At 72.6% G+C, this 19,742-nt stretch carries 18 protein-coding genes; 12 read left to right on the top strand and 6 right to left on the bottom strand.

The genetic code is table 11. The features are described 5' to 3' along the window. The first annotated feature begins 160 nt into the window (after positions 1 to 160). Complete coding sequence (gene pdxH / locus ABZ945_RS00910; RefSeq protein WP_361261779.1) at positions 161 to 859, top strand: pyridoxamine 5'-phosphate oxidase; 699 nt, start codon at positions 161 to 163, stop codon at positions 857 to 859. Positions 860 to 869: 10 nt separating this feature from the next. Here the strand turns inward: pdxH and ABZ945_RS00915 are convergent, their stop codons facing one another. Then, a complete protein-coding gene (locus ABZ945_RS00915) occupies positions 870 to 1,202 on the bottom strand; it encodes a hypothetical protein (protein WP_361261782.1) in 333 nt (110 codons plus the stop codon). Between the two features lie 547 nt (positions 1,203 to 1,749). On the opposite strand from ABZ945_RS00915, the gene ABZ945_RS00920 reads away from it, so the two are divergent. Further along, positions 1,750 to 3,186, top strand: coding sequence for a PAS domain-containing protein (locus tag ABZ945_RS00920; RefSeq protein WP_361261785.1), 1,437 nt, complete (start codon positions 1,750 to 1,752; stop codon positions 3,184 to 3,186). Between the two features lie 9 nt (positions 3,187 to 3,195). Here ABZ945_RS00920 and ABZ945_RS00925 read toward each other — a convergent pair whose 3' ends face one another. Then, on the bottom strand, positions 3,196 to 3,981 hold the full coding sequence (locus ABZ945_RS00925) for an SIS domain-containing protein (RefSeq protein WP_361261788.1): 786 nt from the start codon (positions 3,979 to 3,981) through the stop codon (positions 3,196 to 3,198). Between the two features lie 202 nt (positions 3,982 to 4,183). On the opposite strand from ABZ945_RS00925, the gene ABZ945_RS00930 reads away from it, so the two are divergent. Together ABZ945_RS00930 and ABZ945_RS00935 are read left to right on the top strand one after the other, a co-directional pair. Then, positions 4,184 to 4,876 carry a metal-dependent transcriptional regulator gene (locus ABZ945_RS00930; protein WP_361261791.1) on the top strand — a complete coding sequence of 231 codons (693 nt, stop codon included), beginning with the start codon at positions 4,184 to 4,186 and terminating at the stop codon, positions 4,874 to 4,876. A 1,162-nt stretch (positions 4,877 to 6,038) separates the two neighbouring features. Continuing rightward, positions 6,039 to 6,944 carry an alpha/beta hydrolase gene (locus tag ABZ945_RS00935; protein ID WP_361261794.1) on the top strand — a complete coding sequence of 302 codons (906 nt, stop codon included), beginning with the start codon at positions 6,039 to 6,041 and terminating at the stop codon, positions 6,942 to 6,944. A gap of 56 nt (positions 6,945 to 7,000) precedes the next feature. On the opposite strand, the gene ABZ945_RS00940 is transcribed toward ABZ945_RS00935, so the two are convergent. The 4 genes from ABZ945_RS00940 to ABZ945_RS00955 all read right to left on the bottom strand — a co-directional run bounded on the left by ABZ945_RS00940 (position 7,001) and on the right by ABZ945_RS00955 (position 11,010). Then, a complete protein-coding gene (locus ABZ945_RS00940; protein ID WP_361262867.1) occupies positions 7,001 to 8,695 on the bottom strand; it encodes a transporter in 1,695 nt (564 codons plus the stop codon). A 17-nt stretch (positions 8,696 to 8,712) separates the two neighbouring features. Continuing rightward, positions 8,713 to 9,657 (bottom strand): ABC transporter ATP-binding protein, encoded by a 945-nt coding sequence (locus ABZ945_RS00945; protein ID WP_361262870.1) that lies wholly within the window; start codon positions 9,655 to 9,657, stop codon positions 8,713 to 8,715. Positions 9,658 to 9,916: 259 nt separating this feature from the next. Next, entirely contained in the window at positions 9,917 to 10,162 is a 246-nt protein-coding gene (locus tag ABZ945_RS00950; protein ID WP_361261798.1) for a DUF397 domain-containing protein, read from the bottom strand. Next, positions 10,159 to 11,010: a helix-turn-helix transcriptional regulator gene (locus ABZ945_RS00955; protein WP_361261801.1), complete on the bottom strand. Its 852-nt coding sequence runs from the start codon at positions 11,008 to 11,010 to the stop codon at positions 10,159 to 10,161. The genes ABZ945_RS00950 and ABZ945_RS00955 overlap by 4 nt, the downstream gene beginning before the upstream one ends. 308 nt (positions 11,011 to 11,318) lie before the next feature. Between ABZ945_RS00955 and ABZ945_RS00960 the strand changes: the two genes are divergently transcribed. The 8 genes from ABZ945_RS00960 (at position 11,319) to ABZ945_RS00995 (ending at position 19,725) form a co-directional block, all read left to right on the top strand. After that, positions 11,319 to 11,510 (top strand): hypothetical protein, encoded by a 192-nt coding sequence (locus tag ABZ945_RS00960; protein WP_361261805.1) that lies wholly within the window; start codon positions 11,319 to 11,321, stop codon positions 11,508 to 11,510. Then, positions 11,507 to 11,980: an ATP-binding protein gene (locus tag ABZ945_RS00965; protein ID WP_361261808.1), complete on the top strand. Its 474-nt coding sequence runs from the start codon at positions 11,507 to 11,509 to the stop codon at positions 11,978 to 11,980. The genes ABZ945_RS00960 and ABZ945_RS00965 overlap by 4 nt, the downstream gene beginning before the upstream one ends. Positions 11,981 to 12,036: 56 nt before the next feature. Next, entirely contained in the window at positions 12,037 to 12,690 is a 654-nt protein-coding gene (locus tag ABZ945_RS00970; protein ID WP_361261812.1) for a hypothetical protein, read from the top strand. A 191-nt stretch (positions 12,691 to 12,881) separates the two neighbouring features. Next, a complete protein-coding gene (fxlM, locus tag ABZ945_RS00975; protein WP_361261815.1) occupies positions 12,882 to 14,114 on the top strand; it encodes a methyltransferase, FxLD system in 1,233 nt (410 codons plus the stop codon). 52 nt (positions 14,115 to 14,166) lie between these two features. Next, complete coding sequence (locus ABZ945_RS00980; protein ID WP_361261818.1) at positions 14,167 to 14,358, top strand: FxLD family lanthipeptide; 192 nt, start codon at positions 14,167 to 14,169, stop codon at positions 14,356 to 14,358. 86 nt (positions 14,359 to 14,444) lie between these two features. After that, positions 14,445 to 17,507: a lantibiotic dehydratase gene (locus tag ABZ945_RS00985; protein ID WP_361261821.1), complete on the top strand. Its 3,063-nt coding sequence runs from the start codon at positions 14,445 to 14,447 to the stop codon at positions 17,505 to 17,507. Beyond that, on the top strand, positions 17,504 to 18,736 hold the full coding sequence (locus ABZ945_RS00990) for a lanthionine synthetase C family protein (protein WP_361261824.1): 1,233 nt from the start codon (positions 17,504 to 17,506) through the stop codon (positions 18,734 to 18,736). Before ABZ945_RS00985 ends, ABZ945_RS00990 begins: the two co-directional genes overlap by 4 nt. Beyond that, positions 18,718 to 19,725 (top strand): thiopeptide-type bacteriocin biosynthesis protein, encoded by a 1,008-nt coding sequence (locus ABZ945_RS00995; protein ID WP_361261827.1) that lies wholly within the window; start codon positions 18,718 to 18,720, stop codon positions 19,723 to 19,725. Before ABZ945_RS00990 ends, ABZ945_RS00995 begins: the two co-directional genes overlap by 19 nt. Positions 19,726 to 19,742 lie beyond the last annotated feature (17 nt).

Genomic DNA, 19,742 nt, shown 5'->3' on the forward strand with positions numbered 1-19,742 from the left:
GGGATGCGACAACGTCCCAGCCCATGAGTCTGTCCGCTTCCGCCGATGCGGGGAAGCGTGACATCCGGCACACTGTGCGGATTTCGCGGCGGGGATTGACCGTCGCCGCCGATGGGCAGAATGGGCCTGCCCGTCCGCTCGGCCGCCTCGCTGCGGCAGGATGGGCCCCGTGACCGAAGCCCGCGACGCCGCCCTGGACCCCGCCGAGATGCGCGAGCAGTACCGCACCGCCGAACTCGCCGAGCAGGACCTCGCAGCCGACCCGATGAGCCAGTTCGCCCGCTGGTTCGAGGACGCGGCCCAGAGCCCGGCGATCCACGAGCCGAACGCCATGGTGGTCTCCACCGCGACCCCCGACGGCCACCCCTCCTCCCGGACGGTGCTGCTCAAGCACTACGACGAGCGGGGCTTCGTCTTCTACACCAACTACGGCTCCCGCAAGGGCGGCGAGCTGGCCGCCAACCCGTCGATCGCCCTCCTCTTCCCCTGGCACCCGGTGGCCCGCCAGGTCATCGTCACCGGCACCGCCGCCCGGGTCGGCCGGGACGAGACCGCCGCGTACTTCCGCACCCGCCCGCACGGCTCCCAGCTCGGCGCCTGGGCCAGCGCCCAGTCCTCGGTGATCGGCTCCCGCACCGAACTGCTCTCCCGCTACGAGGAGTTGGCCGCGCGCCACCCGGAGGGCGAGCAGGTCCCGGTGCCGCCGGACTGGGGCGGCTTCCGGGTCACCCCGCGGGCGGTGGAGTTCTGGCAGGGCCACGAGAACCGGCTGCACGACCGGCTGCGGTACGTCCACGAGGAGGGGGATGGGAGCCCGGGCGGAGAGGGGACCTGGCGGGTGGAGCGGCTCTCCCCCTGACGTACGGCCTTCAGAACAGGACGATCCAGCTCGACAGGCAGCCGACCACCAGCAGCGCCCACTGGGCGAGCACCATCCGGCGGCGGACCCGGGGCGTCACCGTGTGCTCCGCGAAGCAGAGCGCCGCCAGGCCGGTGAGGCCCGAGAAGGGCAGAGCGCCGCCACCGGCCAGCAGCGGGTCCAGCGCCCCGGTGAAGGCCTGGAGCAGCACGGTGAGCATCTGGACGCAGACGGCGGGGAGCAGCAACACCAGCCCCACCCCGGCGAAGACCCGTGTGGCGGTGGTCTTGGCGGGGACGGTGGGGGCGGAGGCCGGACGGGGGGCGGTCTGTGCGGTGTTCATGGCGATGATCTTCGCCATCCGGCCCGTACGAGGGGATCAGCGCCCGTACTCACCTACGTACTCAACCGCGCCCGGCCACCGGGGGGAGGGAGGCACACCGGCCACCGGGGCACACAGGCCACCGGGGCACACCAGCCGCTGGGGCCCGGGGAATCCGCGGGCCTTGGCCCGCCCACGCAGAAACCCGCGGGTCCTGCTCTCTCCCGGAGGAGAGGCCGGCCGGATGTGCCGGCGGACCCGCGGGTCGGTGACTGCTTGGTATTGCGGCAGGAGGCCTGCCGACATGTGCACAGAGTGCGACGGCAGGCGTTAGCCCGCAGTCACCTCACGCATCCGAAAAGAAACCACTTCCGGATCACCTCCTTTCTCGTGTGCACCACAGCCTAGGAACCGCTCCGCCGCGCGACAACCGATTTTTTGGCATGGTCCGTTTTCCGGGAAAGGGGTGTGCTCTGGGTCACGTTCGAGTTGAATGACGGGCATCGACGGGGCAACGGGGAAGCCACGGGGCGGCGGCGCGGGTCACGTCCCGCAGGGGGTGCCGGGCATGAGTTCGTCCAGGAGTGAGACCGCCAGCGCGCCTGCGCCGGATGAGCCGGAGCGCACTCCGGCCGCCGGAGCGGAGGCCGCCGAGGCGGCGAGCGGCGGCGCGGGGCCGAGCGGTGGCCGCCCACCGTCCGGCGCCGGACCGGCCGCCGAGGCGTCGGGCGCCCGGCTGCTGGCGGCGCTGCTCGACGGGATGGACGCGGCGCTGTGCGCGTTCGACGCCGAGGGGCGGGTCACCCACTGGAACCGCGAGGCCGAGCGGATCCTCGGCTGGAGCGCCGCGGAGGCGGTGGGCCGGCTCGGGTTCACCGGCTGGGCGGTGCGCGCCGCCGACGCCGCCGACCTGGACACCCGGCTCACCGCCGCGATGGCCGCCCCGGGCCGCCAGGTGCACGAGTTCGCGCTGCTGCGCAAGGACGGCGGCCGGGTCCTGGTGCGCACCCAGACCGCCGGGGTGCGCGGCCCGGACGGGGTGCCGACCGGGCTGTACTGCGCCTTCAGCGAGGTGCACGCCCAGATCGACCTGGAGCGGTCCATCGCGCTGAGCGAGGCGATGTTCGACGACGCGCCCTGGGGGGTGGTCCTGGTCGACGTCGATCTGCGGCCCACCGTGGTCAACGCGCACGCCGCCCGCGCTCTCGGGATCGGCCGCACCACCCTGCTCGGCCGCCCGCTCGGCGATGTGGTCACCGGCGGGGCGGAGGAGCTGGAGGCCGCGCTCACCCATGTGCTGGCCGAGGGCGCGCCGGGCGGGCGGACCGAGCTGTGGGTGACCCTGCGCACCGCGGAGGGGGAGCGCCGCCGTTGCTGGAGCTGCGGCTTCCTGCGGCTGGCCTCCCCGCTCGCCGAGCAGCCGGTGCCGCTGGGGGTGGCCTGGCTGTTCCAGGACGTCACCGAGGACCGGCAGGCCCGCCAGGAGGCCGACCGCTCGCGCTTCCGGGCCAGCCAGCTGCGGCGGGCCGACGCCGCGGCGGCCGAGTGCGAGGACCCGATGGAGGCCGCGGCCACCCACCTCGACTTCGCCCTCGCCGGGTACGCGGACCATGTGCTGCTCGACCTGTGCGACGGCGACCACTTCCGGCGGGCCGCCGCCTCCCCGGCGGGTGGACCCGGGCCGGTCGGCCGGGCGCCGGACGACGGGCGGCTGCCGGTGCGGTACGCGGCCGGGCACCCGGCCCGCCAGGCGGTGGAGCGGCGCGGGGCGGTCCGTACCAGCGCGGGCGCGGCGGCCGAGGGCTGGGCGGCCGAACGGCGCTGGCCCGCGGACGCGGTGCACGGCCTGGCCACGGTGCTGCGCAGCCGGGGCCGCACGCTCGGGGTGCTCACCTTTCTGCGTGGGGCGGGCCGTCCGGCGTTCGAACGGCCCGACGCGGAGTACGCGCAGAGCGTGGCCGCCCGGGTCGCCGCCGCGGTCGACCTGGCCCGCACCCTGGACTGACCGGTCGCGTCAGTTCCGGAAGAAGATCCGGTCCGCGTACTCGCTCATCACCCGGCCGTTCCACTCATGGCCGCCGTCCACGTTGCCCGAGCGCAGCAGCGGCGGCTCGATGCCCCGGGCCACCAGGCGTTCGGTGGCCGCCGCCATCACGGCCTGCATCAGGGCGCTGGTCACCACCGTGGAGGCCGGGGCGAACGGCGCGGCCACCCGCTCATGGGTCAGCTCCGCGTCCCCGACCGCGATCTTGGAGTCCAGCACGATGTCGCAGTGGTCGCGGAGGAAGGAGCCGGAGACATGGCGGGACCTGGTCTCCTCGGCGTAGGCCACCGAGGTCACCCCGATCACGGTCAGCCCGAGGGCCCGCGCGTTCATCGCCATCTCCACCGGCAGCGCGTTGCGCCCGGACAGGGAGACCACGAACAGCACGTCCCCGGCGGTGGCGGGGGAGGAGTCCAGCACCGCGCCGGCCAGCCCGTCCACCCGCTCCAGCGCCGAGCCCAGGGTCGCCGGCATCACGTCCACACCGACCGCGCCGGGCACCGCGAGCAGATTGACCACGGCCAGCCCGCCGGCCCGGTACACCACGTCCTGGGCGGCCAGCGAGGAGTGCCCGGCACCGAAGGCGAAGATCCGCCCACCGCCCGCCACGGCCGAGGCGACCGCCTCACCGGCGGTAGCCACGTTCGCCGCCTCCTCGTCCCGTACCCGCCCCAGCAGCTCGATCGCCGCGTCGAAGAACCGCCCGGGCAGCCCTCCGCCGCCGTCGGTCTCCTTGCCCTCGCCACCCACACCCATCGCGCCGGACCCCCTTCCCTCCGTGCTTTCCGCGTCGCGGACCGTGTCGCGGATCACGTTGCGGTCTGGACCTTTCCCCTGTCAACTGCCCGGTCCAGGCCCGTGCGACCGGCTTCCTGCGGCTCCCGGGCACGGTTGTCCGAGCGATGCGCAAGAATTGGAGCCAGGGCCGCCAGCGCACGACTTCCTCAGAGGGGCACGTATGTCCGGACTGATCGACACCACGGAGATGTACCTCCGCACCATCCTCGAACTGGAAGAGGAGGGCGTGGTGCCCATGCGGGCGCGCATCGCCGAGCGGCTCGACCAGAGCGGACCCACCGTCAGCCAGACGGTCGCCCGCATGGAGCGCGACGGTCTGGTCACCGTCGCCGGCGACCGCCACCTGGAGCTGACCGAGGAGGGCCGCCGCCTCGCCACCCGGGTCATGCGCAAGCACCGGCTCGCCGAGTGCCTGCTGGTCGACGTGATCGGCCTGGAATGGGAGCAGGTGCACGCCGAGGCGTGCCGCTGGGAGCACGTGATGAGCGAGGCCGTCGAGCGGCGGGTGCTGGAGCTGCTGCGCCACCCGACCGAGTCGCCCTACGGCAACCCCATCCCGGGCCTGGAGGAGCTGGGCGAGGAGTCCGAGGCGGAGGCGTTCCTCGACGAGGGCATGGTCTCGCTGGCCGACCTCGACGCCGGCACCGAGGGCAAGACGGTGGTGGTCCGCCGCATCGGCGAGCCCATCCAGACCGACGCCCAGCTGATGTACACCCTCCGCCGCGCGGGCGTGCAGCCCGGCTCGGTGGTGAGCGTGACGGAGTCCGCCGGCGGCGTGCTGGTCGGCAGCAGCGGCGAGGCCGCCGAGCTCGCCGCCGACGTCGCCTCCCACGTCTTCGTCGCCAAGCGCTAGGGGGAGCTGCCCGCGCCGCGACCGGGGCCTGAGGCCGGCCGCGCCCCGACCGGGGACCTGAAGTCGGCCGCGCCCCGACCGGGGGCCCGAAGTCGGCCGCGCCCCGACCGGGGCCTGAAGCCGGCCGGGCCCCGACCGGGGGCCCGAAGTCGGCCGCGCTCTGACCAGGGGCCCGAAGTCGGCCGCGCCGCGACCGGGGACCGAAGTCGGCCGCGCTCTGACCGGGGACCTGAAGTCGGCCGTGCCCTGACCAGGGACCCGAAGTCGGCCGCGCTCTGACCGGGGGCCCGAAGTCGGCCGCGCTCTGACCGGGGACTCCGGTCGGCCGCGCCCTGACCCGGGGGCCCGGTCGGCCGAGCCTTACGGAGGCCCGGTCGGTTGCGCCCTGACCCGGGTCGGCCGGCCTCCTGTCTCATGTACGGGCCTCCTGTCTCATGTACGGGCGCGGCGACGGCGTGTGCGCCTCAGCAGGCCGCTCACCGTCGAGCGCTCTACGCCGCGCACCCCGCGCCCCGGCGGCCCCCTGGCGTGCCCGGGCGCCCCAGCCGCAGCTGCGCCCCAGGCGGCCACCGACCCCAGCTGCCCTTTCCACGCTGCTGACGTCCCCCGCCGCCCCGCGCCACAGGCGGGCGCATGGGCGCACGCCCGGGCCGCTGGGATGCGCTCTTGTGCGCCCCCGGAGCCGAAAAGCGCCCCCCATGCCGGCTGCCCGTGCCAGTCTTGGCTACAGCTACCGGCATATGACCGCGCGGGAGGGCCACCAGATGACGCGCCAGCTGCCGTATGTGCGCCCAGGGCCCTGCGCGGCCCCGATCCGGCGCCGCCGCCGGTCGCCGGGCGGACCTGAGGCCGGGGTCGCGAGCCGGTCCCAGACCGGGGCCTGCCTCGATCGCGGGCCCGGACAGCGGGAGACCCCGGCGTCGAGCGACGCCGGGGTCCCGCCTCCCCTGTGCTGACCCGGAGCCCCGAGCTCTCAGGGTCAATCCCGTCGGACCGTTTTTCCCCGAGCGGTCCGCCTCCCGTTGGAGATCTCCCCTCGGCGGCGGCCGTCAATCCTTGAGCGGGGTCACTCGAACGAGCGGTGTTCCCGGCGCGTAACCCGTTTTCGAATACAAGTTCGATACGCTTCGGGGGCACGTCACAGAAGGGGGTGTCAGAGCCCATGGTGCGCCGCATCGACCTGACCGCAGCCGATGGTTTACGGCTGGCGGCCTGGGAGTACGCCGACCTGCCCAAGGACACGGCGCCCGCCGGCACGTCCTCGCCCGCCCCGGCTCCGGCCGAGGTCCCGGGCGTCCTCCTGCTGCACGGGCTGATGGGCCGGGCCTCGCACTGGGCCGGCACCGCCCGCTGGCTGACCGAACGGCACCGGGCGGTCGCCCTGGACCAGCGCGGCCACGGGCAGAGCGACAAGCCCGCCGACGGCCCGTATACCCGGGAGGCGTACATCGCGGACGCCGCGGCCGCCATCGAGCAGCTGGGGCTCGGGCCCGCGGTGGTGATCGGGCACGCCATGGGTGGGCTGACCGCCTGGCAGCTCGCCGCCGAGCGGCCCGACCTGGTCCGCGCGGTGGTCGTCTGCGATATGCGGGCCTCGGCCCGGGGCGCCGCGTCCCAGCGGGAGTGGGAGGACTGGTTCCGCACCTGGCCGCTGCCCTTCGCCACCCTCGCCGACGTACGGAAGTGGTTCGGCGAGGACGACCCCTGGCTGGAGCGGCCCAGCCCGGCCCGCGGCACCTGGTTCGCCGAGGTGATGGCGGAGGGGCCGGACGGCTGGCGGCCGATGTTCTCCCGCACCCGGATGCTCGCCACCCGGGACGGCTGGGCGCATGACGCGCACTGGGACTCCCTGGCCCTGGTCCGCTGCCCGGCCCTGGTGGTCCGCGGCATCGACGGCGAGCTGGGCCGGGCCGAGGCGCAGGAGATGGTCCGGGTGCTACCGCGCGGGACGTACGCCGAGGTGGCGGACGCCGGCCATCTGATCCCCCACGAGCGGCCGGAGGGCTGGCGCGCGGCCGTCGAACCCTTCCTCGACTCCGTACTCCGAGCCGCCACACCGGCGACCTGAGCGGGGAGGGGGAGGGCGGTGGCACGCGCGCGGCCACCGCCCTCCCCTTCCAACGGCTACCCCTTGCTGACCGCCGCCAGGATCTCCGGCAGCCGGGCCGCCGTGCGGGGGGCGGCGAGGCGGAGGCCTGCCCAGCCGAGGAGCAGGCCGTAGCCGGTGCCCAGCAGCAGGACCGCGAGGCGGGCGGGCGAACCGGCCGCCGCGTCGGAGACGTTGACCCAGACGGTCAACGCGATCACGGGGGCGCACAGCAGCGCGCCGCCGAGCATCCCGCCGAAGACCGACCCCCAGATGATCCCGGCCTGTCCGGGCGCCGCGGCCTTGAAGCCGCTGCCCTGCGGGATGGTGTACGGCAGCCGGTAGGAGGCGATCGCCCCGGTGCCGAGCATCGCGCCGAGCAGGGCGAGCGACAGCCCGACCGCGTCCGGCAGCGACCGCCAGTCGCCCAGGATCGCCGCGGTGCCCACGTTGACCACCGCGGTGAACGGGATGGCGATCAGCAGCAGCGCGTACGCCCGGGCGCGCAGCTCCACATGCGCGTCCCGGGAGGAGGAGATGGTCCCGGCGACCATCCAGAACGCGTCACCGTCCTGCCCGAACTGGTTGTACATCTGCGTGCCGAGCATGCCGGCCGCGAAGCAGGCGAAGTAGATCGAGCCCGTGCCCTGGAGGGCGTTGAACAGGGGCACGATCAGCCCCACGGCCAGCCAGCTGATCAGCTGCGCCTTGGTCTTCGGGTCGCGCACCATGTACTGGAGCGAGCGCCGCATCACCGTGCCGGTGCGCCCGGCCGGCCACCAGCGGGACTCCGGGGCGGTCCCGTCGCCGCCCGCGACCCGGCCGCGCCGGGCGCCCGCCGTCGGGGCGGACACCGCCGCCAGGGTCGAGCCGTCCGGCGCGCTCATCAGCTTCTCCAGGCTGCGCCGCCAGGCCACCAGCAGCGCGCCGAGCACCACCGCGGTCAGCAGCAGCTGCGCCGCCGCCGTGCCGTACGCCCCGCCGCTCGCCGAGTCCACCGCGCCGAGCGCGGACGCCGGCGGCAGCCAGCGCACCACCTCGGCCAGCGGCTCCAGGTCGTCCAGCCCACCGGGCCGGGTCAGCCGCTGCACGCCGAAGTTGACGAACTGGGCGCCCACCGCGATCAGCAGCCCGCTGAGCACCGCCAGGTCGCGGCCCCGGCGGGAGGTGAGCAGCCGAACGTTGCCCGCGGCCACCGCCCGGGCCGCCGCCACACACACCAGCAGCGCCAGCGGTACGGCGAGCACCGCCGCCACCACCCCGGCCGCCCCGTGCGCCAGGGCGATCGCCGCCCCCACCACCAGGCAGAGCGTGAACAGCGGGCCGATGCCGGCCAGCGAGGCCACCAGCAGCGCCCGCACCAGCGGCCCGGAGCGCAGCGGCAGCATCACCAGCCGGGTCGGGTCCAGCGTCTCGTCCCCGCCCGGGAAGAACAGCGGCAGCACCGCCCAGCCGATGGCGATGAGCGCCGTCAGCAGGACCACCACGGCGGCCGCGTGCTCACTGCCGCGCAGCAGCACCAGCCCGAGCAGCTGGCCCGCGGCGAAGAGCAGCACCAGTACGGCGGAGGTGACATAGGCCGCGGTACGCCCCGAGGACTGCCGCAGGCCGTTGCGGAGCAGCGAGAGCTTCAGCCGGACGAAGGTCCCGGTGAGGGCGCCGGTGCCGGGCGGCGCGGACACGGCGGACGTCCCCCCGTGCCGCACGGTGAGGGGGCTGCCGGAGGACCCCATGGGCGACTCGGTCCGCGTCACCGCGCACCCCCGCCGCCGGCCGCCGGACCGCCCTCGCCGCCCGCGCCCGTGCCCGTACCGCCGCCCGGTGCCGTACCGCCGGCCTCCGGCCCCGCGCCCGCCCCCGCACCGTCCCCGTCCCCGGCGCCCGTCCGGGTACCGCCGCCCAGCCAGTCCAGGGAGTCGGCGGTGTCGCCGGCGCGGGCGCCGACCAGTTCCAGGAAGGCGCTCTGCAGCGAGGGGGCGTCACCGCGGACCTCGGCCAGCGGGCCCTGGGCCCGTACCCGGCCGGCGGCCATCACCGCGACCCAGTCGCACAGCGACTCCACCAGCTCCATCACATGGCTGGAGAAGACCACGGTGGCGCCGGAGGAGGTGTACCGCTCCAGCACCCCGCGGATGGTCTGCGCGGAGACCGGGTCCACGCCCTCGAACGGCTCGTCCAGGAACAGCACCTCGGGGTTGTGCAGCAGCGCCGCCGCCAGCCCGATCTTCTTGCGCATACCGGTCGAGTAGTCCACGACCAGCTTGTGCTGGGAGCCGGCCAGGTCCAGTACGTCCAGCAGCTGGGTGGCGCGCTTGTCCGTCTCCGCGCCGGGCAGCCCGCGCAACCGGCCGGTGTAGCCGAGCAGTTCGCGCCCGGACAGCCGCTCGAAGAGCCGCAGTCCCTCGGGCAGCACCCCGATCCGCGACTTCACGGCGGCCGGATCGCGCCATACGTCGTGGCCCGCCACCTCCACCACTCCCTGGTCGGGCCGGAGCAGTCCGGTCACCATGGAGAGGGTGGTGGTCTTGCCGGCGCCGTTGGGCCCGACGAGCCCGATGAACCGCCCGGCGGGCAGCGTCAGATCGACCCCGCCGACGGCTATCTGCTCGCCGAAGCGCTTGAACAGCCCCTCGACCCGGACCGCGGGCGGCGCCCCACCCGCCATCGTCTTCTCGTTCGTCGTCCGGCCCGGCATGGTCACTGCCCTTCCGTAGTCCCCGTGTCACCTGGGCTTTCGGAGTCCACCGAGGCCCGCGGTGTCGTACGGGGACACCCTACGCAGCGGCCCCCCGGCCTCTGGCTGGTCAGCCGGCCGGGCGGGGGCGTGGGCGGCGGCGCGGACCGATCTTCCGGGGTGTACTGCCCCTGTCCGTCGAGGGCACGGAAGTACGCCAAGGCCCGGTTCCCCCGGATACGGGATGGGGAACCGGGCCTCGGCGCGTGCGCAGAGCGGGTCAGATGTCGAACCGGCCGTCCCGAACGTCCGCAAGGAACCCTGCGACTGCGGGACCGGAGAAGAGCAGCGCGGGGCCGCCCGGGTCCTTCGAGTCCCGGATGGCCCGCATGCCGGCGAACGGCGTGGCCGCGAGGGCGGCGACCTCGACGCACTGCCCGTTGGAGTTTCCGCTGTAGGAGGACTTCTTCCAGACGGCCTCCTCAAGCTGTGGTGCCGTGAGGGAGCGTCCGCTGTTGGTGGTCACTGGTGCAGTCCTTCCAGATACTGGTTGAGGATTTCCCGGGATTCGTCCACGGAAAGTGAGGCGGAAGCGATGTCCTCGAACTCCGCTTCCAGGTAGGCAACCTGATCCGGGTCCACGGTGTGTGTCCCGCCCATCGGGTTGTCGATGGACGCGACAGGCGTCCACGGGTGGCGGAACGTCAGGATCGTCATCGCTCCGTTCGATCCGTACGCCGGGTGCGCGGTGAGCGGCAGGATCTGGATGGTGACGTTCTCCATGGTGGAAGCGTCGATCAGCTTGCGGAGCTGGTCCTTCATGATCCCGGGGCCGGACTGGAACCGTGCGTGGAAGGCGGATTCGGGGACGATGCCATGGAACTTGGCCCGACTGAGTACCTCCTGCCGAGCCAAGCGGATGGCGATCAACGACTCCGGATCATTGGATCGAGCGCTCGAATGCATCTCCCTGACGTAGCCGGGTGACTGCACGAGTCCCGCGATGACCTTGGGGTGCATGATGCGGATGGTCTTGGCCTCCGCCTCCAACTCGACGAAGTCAAGGTACTGCTCGCTGACGCGACCACCGTTGGCGTATGAGGCCCACCAGCCCGTGCCTGTCGGCTCCTCGGCGACACGGGCGACCTCTTCGACTCCTTCGGGGTCGTCAACGCCGATCGCCGTCGTCAGCTTCTGCACCTCGTCATGGCTGATGCGGTAGTAGCCGCGTTCTACGCGGGAGTACCGGGCCTGGCTCCAACCCATGGCTCGCGCGACATCAAGTGACGGCATGCCAGCCGCTTCTCGCCATTGGCGCAGTTGGGCGCCCACGCGTCGCCTCTTGATTGACGGTGTCGCTCTCTTCTGCGTCATGGGCGCAGTCTGGCACGCCCGCGTCATCGGTGGCCACGCGCACACCTGTTCCATCTTTTTTGGATTACCCATGAATGGGTTGCGCGCAAAGGCGAAAAAGGAGCAAGCTGCTCGCAGCGGATGTGACTGTACATCAGGTCATGATCATTGGTGACCCATGGTGACGCCTGCCCCCGTGCGGACCGGTACGCCGGTTCGGCGGGGATCGCCTTCCCGCCTCTCCGGGGCGATCCCCACTACCCCACCCACCCACTCCGACGAAGCCGGGGCCGCTGATGACCGCCCAGAACACCGCCTGCCGATCCCGCATGGGGACGGGTTCCGACAACACGACCGACACGCGCCTGTGGCTCGGACAGGAGGTCGCGGACGGCGTCGTGGCGCTGCCCCGGGCCACCACCAGCCCGGACCTGGACGCCCACGAGGCCGAGCTCGGCTGGTTCGCCATGCACGACGGCTTCCGCGTGCCGGTGCCCACCGAGAGCGTGGTGACCGGATGATCGTCGGAACCGTCGAGAACGTGACCGCCGGCCCTGAGGTAGTGCGGGACGACTTCACCCTGAACCTGCGGCGCGATCCGGAACTCGCAGGACGACCCGTCGCCCCGCACGAGGGCCGATGGGTCGGCCACCTCCGAAGGATCGGCGCGGCCAGGCTGTGCGACTGGGGTCTGCAATGCCTGGTCGATGACGCGCAGACCGCGATCAGCGAACTCGTCACCAACGCGCTGAGGCACGGAACGGGAGAGCGGGTCGTGTTCCGGTTCCTGCTCGCCGCCGACGTGCTGGCGATCGAGGTGGACGATGGCTCCACCCGACAGGCCCGCATCGGCAAGGCCGACGACCTGGACGAGAACGGCCGCGGGATGTTCATCGTCAGCGCGCTGTCCACGGTGTGCGGCGTGAGCCCTGACGGGACCAGGACCTGGTGCTGCTTCGAGATCCCCGCACCCGCGCGGGGGTACGCATGACCACCCCGACGCACCGGGTCCCGGCGCCCCCTGTTGATCCCCGTGGGGGCCGCCGCATGACGATCCTCCCGGCCGACCTGACCATCCCGTACATCACCGCCCGTGAAGGCGAAGAAGCGGACTACCTCCTCAACCTGCGCGTGGGCATCGGTCCGGACCGCCGCCCGCAGCTCGGATACGTGAACGAGGAGCCGCCCGACCGAGACCCGCGCGGCGTCCTGTGGGCCCGATACTCCATGTCACTCGACGTCGGCGGACGGCCCACCGGCACCCCGAGGTGGCGGCTGGTGCACCCCCTTCGCCAACGCACCACGATGGCGCTCCTGCGCTGCCAGGTGTGCACGGCCCCGGTGAAGCGCGGCGACGGCGTCCTCTTCGTGGAGACGGCCGACGACCGTGACGGCTGCACCGGGCCGGTAAGGACTGCGCAGCCCCCGGTCTGCCTGCCGCACGCCCGGATGGCGGTCCAGCGCTGCCCTCGACTCAGAAGCAAAGGGCACGTCGCCTTACTGGCCACGCGGTACCCGCTCTACGGCGTCATCGGCACCCCGTACCAGTGCACCTCCGATGGCATCCGGCCTCTCGCCGGAACGGACACTCCCCTCCCCTACAACCACCCCCTGATCGGCTGGTTCCTCGCCTCCCAGCTCGTACGCGAGCTGCGGGACTACGAGGTCGTCAACTTGGACGACCTTTTGTCAGGCACCTAGACGGCCGCTCGGCGGTCCTGGACCACCGGGCCCTCCACCGGCGCACGTACCTCCTCACGCCGTCCAGCCCGACACCGCCGACCCATGCGAGCGCCGGCGAGAGCGGAACCACGCCCGCCGATACCCTCCCGGCCCACCGGCACCCTGTGCCGGCGCACCGCCCCCCGAACACGTACGACCGAAGGAGCTTCATGACCAACACGACCGTCGAGCCCGACGAGGCGACCCGCCTGCGGAACAAGGTGGTGGACGAGCTGCGCGCGGACGGCAGCATCACCATCCCGGAGGTCGAAGCCGTGATGCGCAAGGTGCCCCGTCACGCGTTCATCCCCGACACCCCGCTCGACAAGGCGTACGACACGTACGCCGCAGTGATCACCAAGACCGACGAGCACGGTGTGCAGCTCAGCTCCGTCTCCGCCCCGCAGATCCAGGCCATGATGCTGGAGCAGGCCCAGGTGAAGCCCGGGATGCGGGTGCTGGAGATCGGCTCAGGGGGTCTGAACGCGGCCTACCTCGCCGAACTCGTCGGCCCCGACGGTGAAGTCATCACCGTGGACATCGACCCCGCCGTCACCGACCGCGCGGCCCGGCTCCTGGAGGAGCACGGCTACGACAAGGTCCGCGTTCTCACCGCCGACGCGGCCGAACCCCTTCCCGTCGAGGAGGTCGATGTCGTCCTGGTGACCGCCGGGGCCTGGGACATCGCCCCCGCGTGGATCGCGCAGCTCAAGCAGGGCGGCCGTCTCGTGGTGCCGCTGCGGATGCGCGGTCTGACCCGGTCGGTCGCCTTCACCCAGGTCATGGGTGAGCACGGCCCCTACCTGGAGAGTGTGTCGGCGTGGCTCTGCGGCTTCGTACCGATGCAGGGCTCCACGGCCCACCGCGAAGAACTCCTTCTGGTCAACGGCACCCCGGAGATCGGGCTGAAGTTCGATGACGGTATGCCGGCCGACCCGCATCGGCTGGACAACGCGGTCACGTTCCCGCGCCACGAGCTGTGGACCGGCGTCGTCATCGGCCTCCGGGAACTCCTCGACACCCTCCAGATGGCGATGGCGATCAGCCTGCCCGGCTTCTGCACGATGGCGGTCGATGAAGACCTGGACACGGGGCTGGTCGCCCCCGTGAACAAGCGGTTCTCCCTCGCCGCCGTCGAGGACGACACCTTCGCCTACCTCGTCACCCGCCGCACCGAGGACAACAAGCGCGTCGAATACGGGGTGCACGCCCTCGGCCCGAACGCGCAGCAGTTCGCCGACAAGGTCGCCGACGTGCTGCGCGACTGGGAGACCCACCGGCGCGGCGGCCCCAGCCCGGTCGTCCGGGTCCATTCGGCCGACACCCCCGATGACCAGATTCCGGCGGACCGAATCATCGACAAGGTCCACAGCCGGATCTCGCTCTCCTGGCCCTCGGCGTAACGCAGGGAGCCAGGTCGTCCCGCACCATCCGGACAAGAGGAAGGGCATCACCATGACGAGTGCCAATCTGGCTCCACCCGCCCCGCTGACGGGCCTGGACGACGACTTCGCGCCCCTGGACGTGAAGGTCGTCGTCGCCGAGCACCCGTACGGCAAGCTCATGTGCACCACGGGTGACGGCTGCGGCAGCACCTGCGCGACCGGCTCCTCCGCCTGCAACTCCTTCACGGACGACCCGGCCTGATCCAGGCCGTTCCCCGCTGGTGGGTCGGGCGAAGTGCTTCGTCCGGCCCATTGGCCCCTCACCCGCCCCGCCAGACGGAGGGCACCATGGCTTCCCGACCAGTCGCCGACTACACGTGGCAGGGCGTTGCGATGCTGCGCGCCACCACCAACCGCGGGCCGGCAGACATCCCCCACACCCTCGACCTGGACGATGTGGTCCTCACCCGCGGATGGCTGACCCGGATCTGGCAGGGCGAGGAGTTCCGCAACGCGCTGGAGCCGGCCACCCCCGTCCTGTCCGACGCCATCAAGGCAGTCGTCCAGGGCCGGCAGACCGAGCCCCGCCACGTGCACCGCACCGCCGTATCGACGGTCTCCTACCTCCTGCGGTGGCAGCACCGGCCGACCCCATTGGGCCTGTTCGCCGGTACCGCCCCGGTGACGGTCGGGCCTGAGGCGACCGCGCGGTGGCGCGACAAGCACCGCACGCTGATCCGGCCGGACGCCGAATGGATCACCGATATGGTTCTCCGGCTCCAGCGCACCCCCGCGTTACTGAAGCGGCTTCCGCTCGCTGCCAACAACGCCTCCCACGTCCGCGGTGATCGGCTCGTGGCGCCAGGCCCGCCTTCCGACGCCCACGCGGTCCTCATGGCCCCGGTCGAAGTGTCCGTCCGCAACACCCGGCCGGTGGCCGCCGCGATGGCCGCGGCCCGCGCCCCGATCCCCTTCGGCGACCTGCACGGCCACCTGCGCGACAGATTCCCGCAGGCCACCCCGGAGCAGATCGACGTGCTGCTCACCGGCCTGGTCGAGCAGCAGTTCCTCATCACCAGCCTGTGGGCACCCATGACCACGGTGGACGCCTTCCAGCACCTGTGCCACGAGCTGGACCGGCACGGCGCGGACGGCATCTCCGAGGTGCGGGACCTGGTCCACGACCTGTACGCCCTGCGCGACGAGCTGTCCGCCCACCAGCCGGCGCTCTCCGACACCAGCGTGAGCGCCATCGCCGCGCGCATGCGCGCCCTCACCCCCGTCACGCCGACACCACTGCTCATTGACACCGCCCTCGACTGCGAGATCCAGCTCCCGCAGGCTGTGATCGCGGAAGCGCAGGCAGCTGCCTCGGCCCTTTACCGGACCACCGCGGAGCCGTACGGCTACCAGCGCTGGCGCGACTACCACCGCCGGTTCCGGGCCCGGTACGGCGTCGGCGCCCTGGTGCCGGTGATGGACCTCGTCTCCGACAGTGGTCTCGGGCTGCCCGCCGGTTACATCGGCTCCGAACGCGGCGCTGCCCTGAAGGTGCGTACCGAACGCGACGAACTACTGCTCGCGCTGATGCAGCAGGTCCTCCTCGACGGCCGTGACGAACTTCGGTTGACGGACGACATGGTCAACGCCTTGGAGAAGGCCGCCGGAGCGGACGAGCGGCTGTTCGTGCCCCGCATGGAGGCCGCCTTCGAGGTCCACGCCCCCAGCACCCGGGTGCTGTCCAACGGCTCCTTCGACCTCCTGCTCACCGCGGCTCCCCGCCCCGGCAGCAGCATGGCGGGCCGGTTCGCCCACGTCCTGCCGCCCGAGCACCAGGACGCCCTCGCCGCCAGCTACCGCGGGGCGCCGGACGGCCTCACGGCGCAGCTCGTGTTCCCGCCGCGCCGGCACCGCAACGAGAACGTCACCCGCACACCGCGGCTGCTGCCGCACGTCATCGAGTTGTCCGGTCACCAGGAGAGCGACGAGACGACCATCCGGCTCGCGGACGTCGCCGTCACCGCGGACTCACGCAGTTTCCAGCTCGTGCAGCTCTCCACCGACCGGCGCATCGACGTGCGGGTCCTGCACGCCCTGGAAGGCGGGACCCAGACCCCGCCGCTGGCCCGGTTCCTCGCCGAGGTGGCCAACGGGCGGTACGCCGCCTACAAGCCGTTCGACTTCGGCGCCGGCTCCCGGCTTCCGTTCCTTCCCCGGGTCCGCTACCGCCGCACCATCCTCACGCAGGCCCGATGGCTGCTGACGGCCGAAGACCTGCCCGGCCGCAAAGCCCCGCGGCAGGAGTGGGAGGACGCCTTCACCGCTTGGCGTGAGCGGCTGCGGGTCCCGATGCGGGCCGCCGTCATCGAGTACGACCAGCGCCTTCCCCTCGACCTCACCCACCCGGTCCACCTCCGGGTCCTGCGCGCACACCTCGACCACGCCCGGCGCGTGGAGCTGCGCGAAGTCCCGGACGCAGACGCCCACGGCTGGATCGGGCGGGCCCACGAGATCTGGCTCTCCCTGGGCCGTTCCGAGCCGGACGCGCCCTTCGTGCCCCGGCCGCGCCCGGCCACGACGGCGGCCACCGGCAGGCACTTCCCGGGCGGCGGCGTCCTCCATGCGCAGCTCCACGCCCATCCGCGCCGCTACGACGAGATCCTGAGCCACCACCTTCCCCACCTGCTCGCCGCGTTCGGAGAGGAGCCGCCGACCTGGTGGTTCACCCGGCACCGGGAGATGGCCCGGCCGGACGCCGACCAGCACCTCGCCCTCATACTGCACCTGCCGCCGGATACGCATGGGGTCGGCGCACAGCATGTCCGTAGCTGGGCGGACAGCCTGCACAGGATGGGTCTTGCGTCCGGGCTCGTCCTGGCTCCCTATCAGCCGCAGACCGGGCGCTTCGGCGACGGGGCGGCCATGGACGCCGCGCACCAGGTGTTCGCCGCGGACTCCGCCGCCGCCCTCGCGCAGATCCAGCTCGCAGAGCGCACCGACGTCTTCGCCCCCCAGGCCCTCGTCGCCGCCGGCGCCTTGCACCTTGTCACCCCTCTGGCGCCGGACACCGCAGCGGCCGAAGAGTGGCTGGTGCGCAACCTGCCCCAGGGCACCGGGCGGTTGAATCGGACCTTGCGCAGCCAGGTGCTCGAACTCGCCTCGCCGAACGGTGCCTTCGCGCTCGCGGCCCTCCCCGGCGGCTCTCTGGTCGCGGAAGCATGGCGGGGTCGCGCGACCGCCGTGGGCGCCTATCGGAACAGCCTGGCCGGTGAGCGTGATCCGCTCGATGTCGCCCGGTCGCTGCTGCACCAGCACCACGTCCGGGCCCTGGGCGTCGACCCGCGCCTGGAGGAGACCACGATCCGGCTCGTACGAACGGCAGCCCTCCAGCACCGGATGGCGGCCCGATGAGCACGCCGGCCGCCACCGCTGCGGCGATCGTGGAGCAGTACACGGCCTACCTGACGGAACCTCCACCTCCGCCCCCGGAGGAGCCCTGGACCGTACAGTCGCTCGCCGACGGCGCCGCCGGTATCAGCCTGCTGCACATCGAGACGGCGAGCCGGTACGGCGGCTCCTGGCGCTCCGCCCACCGGTGGATCACGAGCGCGGCCTCCGGGCCCATCAGCGCGGCCGACCAGACGGGCCTGTTCCTCGGCGCCCCGGCCGTCGGCTTTCTCCTCAGCACTGTCCCCCCGGCCTGCCGGCATCTGTACGCATCGGCACGCACCACCCTGCACCAGCACATCACCGACCTCGCCCACCGTCGCGTGGACGCCGCGCTTGCCCGCATCGACAGAGGTGACCTGCCGACCTTCGCGGAGTACGACCTCTTCTACGGCCTCACGGGGATCGGCGCCTACCTCCTGCGTACCGAGCCCAAGGGCCCAGCGCTGGAGAGAGTCCTGCGGTACGTCGTCGCCCTGACCCAGCCACTCACCGCTGACGGGCGCGGTCTTCCCGGCTGGTGGGCCCGCCACGACCCGGCGCGCGGCGAGTCCCCCGACTTCCCCGGCGGGCACGGCAACTTCGGCGCCGCGCACGGCATCACCGGCCCGCTTCTCCTCCTGGCCCAGGCCCTGCGGCGCGGTATCGCCGTCAACGGCCACCAGGACGCGATGATCACCATCTGCGCCCACCTTGACGCCTGGTGCCAGCACGGTGACTCCGGCCCGTGGTGGCCCGAGCACATCTCACGACGCGACCTCGACCACGGCCACCTCCACCACGATGCACCCGCCCGGCCGAGCTGGTGCTACGGCACCACGGGCATCGCTCGGGCCGGCCAGCTCGCCGGGATCGCCCTGCGCTCCTCCACGCTCCAGAGGTTCTACGAGGACGCGCTGTACCGGGCTCTGACGGATCCCGCGCAGCTCGCCCAGGTCACCGACAACGGCCTCTGCCACGGATGGGCGGGCATCTACCAGACCGCTTACCGCGCCGCCGCAGACGCGCTCGACCCACGGCTGCACACCCTTCCGGAACGTCTTGGCAACGCCCTCACCGCGGTCGGCAAGCCCAGCTTTCCCTCGGCCCCCGGCTTGATCAACGGCGTCGCCGGCACCGGGCTCGCCCTCACCACCTTCGCCTCTCAGCAGGCGCCGAGCACGGGATGGGACGCATGTCTGCTGATCGACTGACTCAGGCAGCCGAGCCGTGCCCGACGCGGCTCGCCGTCCTCGCCGTCCTCACCGGTCTTCCGCTCGCCGACGCGGCGCAGCAGTACCGGATGGACTCCGTGGTCCTCTCCGATGCGGTCGCGGTCTACGACCAGGCCGGCCGGGAAGCCCTGACCCGTCACGCAGTCACCACCGAGTGGTGCCAGACGTACCTCCAGTTCACCGACTGGCCGAACGCCGACACCACCTTCACCACACACGTCCTGCCCATCCTGTGCGAGGCGGAGGCCGCCGGCGCGATCGACGGCTGGTGGTACACCAGAAAGCACCCCTGCTGGCGTCTGCGCCTCCGGGTCCGGCCCACGGTCGGCACCAGGTCGGCAGTCGGAGACGGCCTTGACCGCCTGGTCTCCGACGGACACCTCCAGCGCTGGTGGCCCGGCATCTACGAACCGGAGACGCCGGCGTTCGGCGGGGCGACCAGCATGACGGCCGCGCACGCCCTGTTCGTCGCCGACAGCAGAGAGATCCAGCGGTTGCGCCGGCACGGCGGCCTCACCATCGGGCCCAGGGAACTGTCCGTCCTCCTCTGCACGATCATGATGCGCGCCGCCCGGCTGGAGTGGTACGAGCAGGGCGATGTCTGGGACCGCGTCATCACGACGGAACACCGCTCGGCCGTCAGCGGCGTTCCGCCGGAACGTCTCAACGCCCGAGCCCAGGAGATCCGCTCCCTGCTTCTCGCCGACAGTGATGCACTGCTGCGTTCCGGGGGCCCGCTGGAGCCCGTCGCCGAGTGGGCCGCCGCCTTCCGCAGCACCGGCCGAGTGCTCGCCGAGGGCGTCCAGAACGGGACACTCGACCGTGGGCTGCGGCAGGTGCTCAGCTACCACGTGATCTTCCACTGGAACCGGCTCGGGCTGTCCCTGCGGGGGCAGAGCATCCTGGCTTGGGCAGCCAGGGCGGCGATCCTGCACGGCGACGAGCACCAGGAGAGCCAAGGCGCGTGACGACACCCGTCAGTAGA

The sequence above is a fragment of the Streptomyces sp. NPDC046887 genome, assembly GCF_040644755.1.
Taxonomy (GTDB): domain Bacteria; phylum Actinomycetota; class Actinomycetes; order Streptomycetales; family Streptomycetaceae; genus Streptomyces; species Streptomyces lichenis.